This window comes from Stenotrophomonas sp. HMWF003 (assembly GCF_003061285.1).
Taxonomy (GTDB): Bacteria; Pseudomonadota; Gammaproteobacteria; order Xanthomonadales; family Xanthomonadaceae; genus Stenotrophomonas; species Stenotrophomonas maltophilia_AP.
In genome coordinates, this window is the sequence record NZ_QAIW01000029.1 from 1 (window position 1) to 6,445 (window position 6,445).

Here is a 6,445-nt window from a genome sequence, read left to right on the forward strand (position 1 = left end):
GCCCTGGAAGGTGGCCCAGCCTTCGGCCACGGTGGCCTGGTTGAAGCCCGAATCACGCTCCTGGTGGCTGGCGCTGAGGGTCACGCCGAAACGGTCGTCGGCGTAGCGCTGGCTGAAGATGCCCGACAGCTCGCCGGTGATGTTGGCGCCCTGCAGGGTGCGCGGCAGGTTGTCGTTGGAGCTGTCGTTGACCGCCTTCAGGCCCAGGCTGATCACCGGTTCGGCTTCCAGCGGGCGCAGCGTCTTGATGTTGATGGTGGCGCCGATGCCGCCGGTGGGGTTGTCGGCGCGGGTGGTTTTGTACACCTCCACTGCCGAGATCGATTCGGAGGCGATGTTGGCGAAATCGAACGAGCGCGAGCCGGACAGTCCGCCGCCGCCGTTGCCCAGGTTCGACGCCGGCATCTGGCGGCCGTTGAGCAGCACCAGGTTGAAGTCCGGGCCGATGCCCCGCACGGTCACCTTGGAGCCTTCGCCGCTGGAGGTACGGTCGATCGACACGCCGCTGATGCGCTGCAGCGATTCGGCCAGGTTGGTATCGGGGAACTTGCCGATGTCCTCGGCAACGATGCCATCGACCACGCCCTGGCTGTCGCGCTTGAGGTTCATCGACGAGGTAAGGCTGCCGCGGATGCCGGTGACCTGCACCGCGTCCAGCGTAGTCGGGTTGGGCGTTTCGCCCGTGGCCGGGCGGGCCGGATCCTGCGCCCAGGCGGGGCTGGCCAGCACGGCCAGCAGCGCGGAAGTGAGCATCGCCTTGCGGGGTACGACCTTGTACGTCTTCATGAAAGCTCCCTCCCCAGGGAAATCGATAATGGCGTCCTACGGCGTGATGGCGTGGTTCAACTGCACACGGGCCGGATTGGGAGCCATCGTTGACAGCGTTGTCAACAAACGACCCTTCCCGTGCGGCTCGTGCCGACATGCCCGGCACGTCCAGCGCTGTCATCCGGGCCGCATCGACGACCGGTAAAGCACCGTGGCGCAGGGGCTGCGGTGTGTTTCATACGGTATCCCGTGCTGCCGTTGCAGCACGCAGGCGACGTTGTGCAGTGCAGAACGAAACTGCGCGGATGCCCGCAACAGGCCGCCGCACTGCCCCTGTCCTGTCTGCTGACAGCGCTGGACAATCGATGACGAAGCGGGTTCCATGTGTGGCCGCCGAATGGCTGGCCTACCCTTCAACAAGGACATGCAATGGACAACCCTGCTGCAGTGCGCGGGCAACACGTGCAAAGCAACCGCGTGGCCCTGACGGTGGTCACCGCGATCTTCTTCATGTGGGGCTTCCTGACCTGCCTCAACGACATCCTCATTCCGCACCTCAAGGCGGCCTTCGCGCTCACCTGGGTGCAGGCGATGCTGGTGCAGTTCACCTTCTTCGGCGCGTACTTCCTGATGTCGCTGCCGGCGGGCCGGCTGGTGGCGGCGGTGGGCTACAAGCGCGGCATCGTGGCCGGGCTGGCCATCGCCGGCGTGGGCGCGCTGCTGTTCTGGCCGGCCGCGCACGCGCATGTGTACGGCTTGTTCCTGGCGGCGTTGTTCGTGCTCGCCACCGGCATCACCGTGCTGCAGGTGGCGGCCAACCCGTACGTGGCGCTGCTGGGGCCCGAGCAGACCGCGTCCAGCCGGCTGACCCTGGCGCAGTCGATGAACGCACTGGGCACCACGCTGGCCCCGCTGTTTGGCGGCCTGCTGATCCTGTCGGCCGAACCGCGCACCGACGAAGCACTGGCGCTGCTGCCGCAGGCCGAGGCGCTGGCCTACCGCGCCGCCGAGGCGCAGTCGGTGCAGCTGCCGTACTTCGGCCTGGCCGTGGCACTGTTCGTGCTGGCCGCGGCCATCTGGATGTTCCGCCTGCCGGCCATTCCGGGCGTAGAGGAAGGGGCCGCCGGTGGGCGCATCCGCGACGCGCTGCGGCACCCGCACCTGCGCTACGGCGTGCTGGCGATCTTCTTCTACGTGGGTGCCGAAGTGTCCATCGGCAGCGTGCTGGTCAACTTCCTGTCGATGCCGGGCATTGGCGAAGGGCTCACCGAGCAGGAAGCCACGCGCTATGTGTCGTTGTACTGGGGCGGCGCGCTGGTGGGCCGCCTGGTCGGCACCGTGCTGCTGGCCCGGCTGGACCCGCGTCGCCTGCTGGGCATCTTCGCGCTGGTGGTGATGGCGCTGCTGGCGGTGACCATGCTGGCCGGTGGCGGATTGGCCAAGTGGGCGGTGGTGAGCATCGGGCTGTTCAACTCGATCATGTTCCCGACCATCTTCGCGCTCGCCATCGCGCGCCTGGGCGCGCTGACCGGCAAGGGCTCCAGTCTGCTGGTGATGGCCATCGTGGGCGGGGCAGTGGTACCGCTGGCGATGGGCTGGGTGGCCGACCACCACGGCCTGCAGCTGTCGTTCCTGCTGCCGATGCTCTGCTACCTGTACATCGTGTTCTACGCATGGCGGGGCTCGCGCCACGCCGCGTAGGCAGGTGTCTCAGCGTCGCCGCGGCGCGTGGGTCGATTCGCGCACCAGTACCGCATGGTCCACGGTGACCATGCGGCCGGCGTCGGGCGACCGGATGTGGTCGATCAGCTGTTCGGTGGCCAGCCGCCCCATGTGCGAGGTGGGCTGCCGCACCGTGGTCAGCGCCGGGTAGATATGCCCGGCGATCGGCGTGTCATCGAAGCCGCACACCGACAGGTCGCGCGGCACGCGCAGCCCGCGCTGGCCGGCCACCCGGTAGACCGCGGCGGCCATGTCATCGTTGGCCGCGAAGATGGCGGTGGGCGGTTGCGGCAGGTCGAGCAGCGTGTTGGCCGCCTCGATCCCGGACTCGAATGAAAACTGCCCGTTGACCACCAGGGCCGGGTCGTAGGCGATGCCGTGCTCACGCAGCGCCTGGCGGTAGCCGGCCAGGCGCCACTGGCAGGCACCGTGCGCGCGCGGGCCCTTGATGTGGCCGATGCGGCGGTGGCCCTGCGCCACCAGGTGGCCAATGAGTTCCACCACGGCCGTGGTTTCATCCATGCGTACGCCGATGCGGCCGTCGGGGTGGCGCGGGGCGATGCTGGCGAAGGGAATCTCGTGCTCTTCCAGGTAGGCCAGCACCACCGCATCGTCGGTCAGCGGTGGAATCAACACCACGCCATCGGGCCGCGAGTTCTCGAACAATGCGGCCAGGTCGGGCAGGGTGTTGCGGCCAACGCCGACCGGACCCAGGATCAGGTTGTAGTGGGTGGCGTGGCAGGCTTCGAGCATGCCGTTCTGGATTTCCATCAGGTAGTTGCGCGAGGGATTGTTGTAGACCAGCGCCAGTGCGTAGGAGCGCTGCCCGGCCAGGCTGCGCGCCGACAGGTTGGGCTTGTAGCCCAGCCGCGCCACCGCCGCGGTGACCCGCTCGCGCGTTTCGGCGCGCACGTTGGGCTCGTTGTTGAGCACGCGGGACACGGTCTTGATCGAAACGCCCGCAACTGCGGCGACATCCTCGATTCGACTACGCATGGTGCGGTGGATCCTATGTGGGGGCAGGTCGGCAGCTGCCGATGGTAGTGCGGCAACGTCGCGTGGAGGTTGCCGATGCAGGCCGATGTTGCCATGCCGCGGTGGTTTATTGCGCGCCGTTGAAATCCGTGCGGCGTTGCAACACCCAGCGCAGGGGAGAGGCAACCGTCCGTGCCGGAACGCCCGTGGTACCGGGACGCACGTCCCGCGCGGGCGCTCCCGTGGTTGACAGCGTTGCGGGGTCTTTGTATGACAGCGCTGTCAGACAGGGGCGTTGAACCGATCCAAATCCTCGCCGGCACCAGGGCGCCGCTCTTGCGCGTCGTGGTGGCCTGCGCGGCGCCCACCCCGATCGCGCGTCATTCCACCGGAGGTAGTTGTCCGTGAACAGCCCCAACAAGACCCTTCTTGGCAGCTGCCTGCTGCTCGCCCTGGCCGCACCGGTGGCCGCTGCGCCCGCCAGCGGCGAACGCCTGCAGGACTGGCCGCGGGTGACCAGCGCGATCGCCAGCGACGCGGCCATCGAGGCGCGGGTGAAGCAGATCGTGGCGCAGATGACACTGGCGCAGAAGGTGGGGCAGATGACCCAGCCGGAGATCAAGACCATCACCCCGGCGCAGGTGCGCCAGTACTACATCGGTTCGGTGCTCAACGGCGGCGGCTCGTGGCCGGGCATGAACAAGCATGCCAGCGTGGCGGATTGGCTGACGCTCGCCGACGCCTACCGTGCGGCGTCGCTGGCCACCGATGCGCGCACGCCGGTGCCGGTGATCTGGGGCACCGACGCGGTGCATGGCCACAACAACGTGTACGGCGCCACGCTGTTCCCGCACAACATCGGCCTGGGGGCGACCGGCGATGCCGAACTGATCGAGCGCATCGGCGAAGCCACTGCACGCGCCACCCGTGCCACCGGCATCGACTGGGTGTTCGCGCCCACCCTGGCGGTGGCGCACGACCCGCGCTGGGGCCGCACCTATGAGAGCTTCTCCTCCGACCCGGCCCGCGTGCGCGAATACGCACGCGCCTACGTCAAGGGCGCGCAGGGCCGTTTCGGCGATGACGGCAACGTGGTGGCCACCGCCAAGCACTACATCGGCGACGGCGCCACCGACAACGGCCGCGACCAGGGCGAGGCGCTGGTGGACAAGGCCACCATGGTCAACGTGCACGGGCAGGGCTACTACGGCGCGCTGGGCGAAGGCGTGCAGACGGTGATGGCCTCGTTCAACAGCTGGAACGACCGTACCGGCCGCGTCGACTACGGCAAGATGCACGGCAACAAGGCACTGCTCACCGATGCCCTGAAAGACACCATGGGCTTCGACGGGTTCGTCGTCTCCGACTGGAACGGCATCGCCCAGGTGCCGGGCTGCCGCAACGACAGCTGCGCCCAGGCGATCAACGCCGGCATCGACATGGTGATGGTGCCCGACGACTGGAAGGCCTTCATCGCCAACACCATCGCGCAGGTGGAGAAGGGCGAGATCCCGATGGCGCGCATCGACGATGCGGTCAGCCGCATCCTTCGGGTCAAGCTGCGCGCCGGCCTGTTCGAGCACACGCCGGCGGACAGCCGCTATGCCGGTGACGCCAACGCCGTGCAGCACCGCGCGCTGGCGCGCCGGGCGGTGCGGGAGTCGCTGGTGCTGCTCAAGAACGAAGGCAGCGCGCTGCCGCTGCGCCGCAATGCGCGGGTAATGGTGGTGGGCAAGAGCGCCGACAGCCTGTCCGACCAGGCCGGTGGCTGGTCGCTGACCTGGCAGGGCACCGATAACACCAACGCCGATTTCCCCAACGCCGATTCGGTGCTGGGCGCACTGCGCGCCGAACTGGGTACGCAGCAGGTGGCCTACAGCGCCGACGGCAACGGCCTGGATCCGACGCAGTTCGACGTGGTGGTGGCGGTGGTGGGCGAGACCCCCTATGCCGAAACCAACGGCGACATCCTGGCCTCCGATTCGGTCAGCCACAGCCGCGCCTACCCGCAGGACCTGGCGGTGCTGCGCGCGGCCCAGGCCAGCGGCAAGCCGGTGGTCACCGTGTATTTCTCCGGCCGCCCGATGTACACCAACGACCTGCTCAACCTGTCCCAGGCATTCGTGGCGGCGTGGCTGCCGGGCAGCGAGGGCAAGGGCATCACCGATGTGCTGGTGGCCGGCAAGGACGGCAAACCTGCGCACGACTTCCGCGGCCGGCTGAGCTTCCCGTGGCCGGGCGTGCCGTGCCCGGCACCGATTGACCGGCCGGACCCGAAGCGCCCGCCGCTGTTCGCGCTGGGCCACGGTTTGGCCTACAACGCGCCCGGTGCGCTGGCGCGCCTGCCCGAAGCCAACCCGGACAACTGCGGCGAGGTGACCACGCTGCCGATCTTCAACCGCGCCGATACCCCGCCGTTCGCGCTGCACGTGGCCGCCAACGGTGCCACCCAGCCGCTGGGCAACGACCTCAACGCCACGTTGCGCTGGCCGACCGCCACGCCGGTGGTGCAGGTGCGCACCGTGCAGGTGAACACCCAGCAGGATGCCAAGGAAGTGACGTGGCGGGCACCGGCGCAGTTGATCTCACGCAGCACCTCGCGGCGCAACCTGGGCGCGCTGGCCCGCAACCACGGCGCGCTGCAGTTCGACGTGCAGCTGGTGCAGCGCCCGGCATCGCCGGTGACGGTGAGCATGCAGTGCGGCACGGGCTGCGAAGGGGGCGTGGATATCGCGCCGCTGCTGGGCAAACTGGCGCCCGGCCAGAAGCAGACCGTGACCGTGCCGCTGGCGTGCTTTGCCAAGCGCGGCGTGGACCTGGGCGCGGTGGAAGCGCCGTTCGTGGTGAGCGCCGACGCACCGTTCGCGGCGGCATTCACCCAGGTGCGCGTGTCGGTGGATGCAGACAAGGCGGCGGGCGTGGTGCGCTGCCCGTAGAGCCGGGCTCTGCCCGGCTGCCGTTCTACGGAGGATGCGTGGAG

Annotated in this window: 4 protein-coding genes; 2 read left to right on the forward strand and 2 right to left on the reverse strand. The window is 68.8% G+C overall.

The window, feature by feature from the left end; all coding sequences use genetic code 11:
• Positions 1–786 (reverse strand): TonB-dependent receptor plug domain-containing protein (locus DBR34_RS01110; protein WP_181393867.1); only part of this gene is annotated, 786 nt, incomplete at its 3' end.
• A gap of 411 nt (positions 787–1,197) precedes the next feature.
• Between DBR34_RS01110 and DBR34_RS01115 the strand changes: the two genes are divergently transcribed.
• On the forward strand, positions 1,198–2,469 hold the full coding sequence (locus tag DBR34_RS01115; protein ID WP_181393868.1) for a sugar MFS transporter: 1,272 nt from the start codon (positions 1,198–1,200) through the stop codon (positions 2,467–2,469).
• A gap of 9 nt (positions 2,470–2,478) precedes the next feature.
• Here DBR34_RS01115 and DBR34_RS01120 read toward each other — a convergent pair whose 3' ends face one another.
• Entirely contained in the window at positions 2,479–3,486 is a 1,008-nt protein-coding gene (locus DBR34_RS01120; RefSeq protein WP_128095368.1) for a LacI family DNA-binding transcriptional regulator, read from the reverse strand.
• Positions 3,487–3,869: 383 nt separating this feature from the next.
• On the opposite strand from DBR34_RS01120, the gene DBR34_RS01125 reads away from it, so the two are divergent.
• A complete protein-coding gene (locus tag DBR34_RS01125; protein ID WP_128095369.1) occupies positions 3,870–6,401 on the forward strand; it encodes a glycoside hydrolase family 3 protein in 2,532 nt (843 codons plus the stop codon).
• Positions 6,402–6,445: the final 44 nt, after the last annotated feature.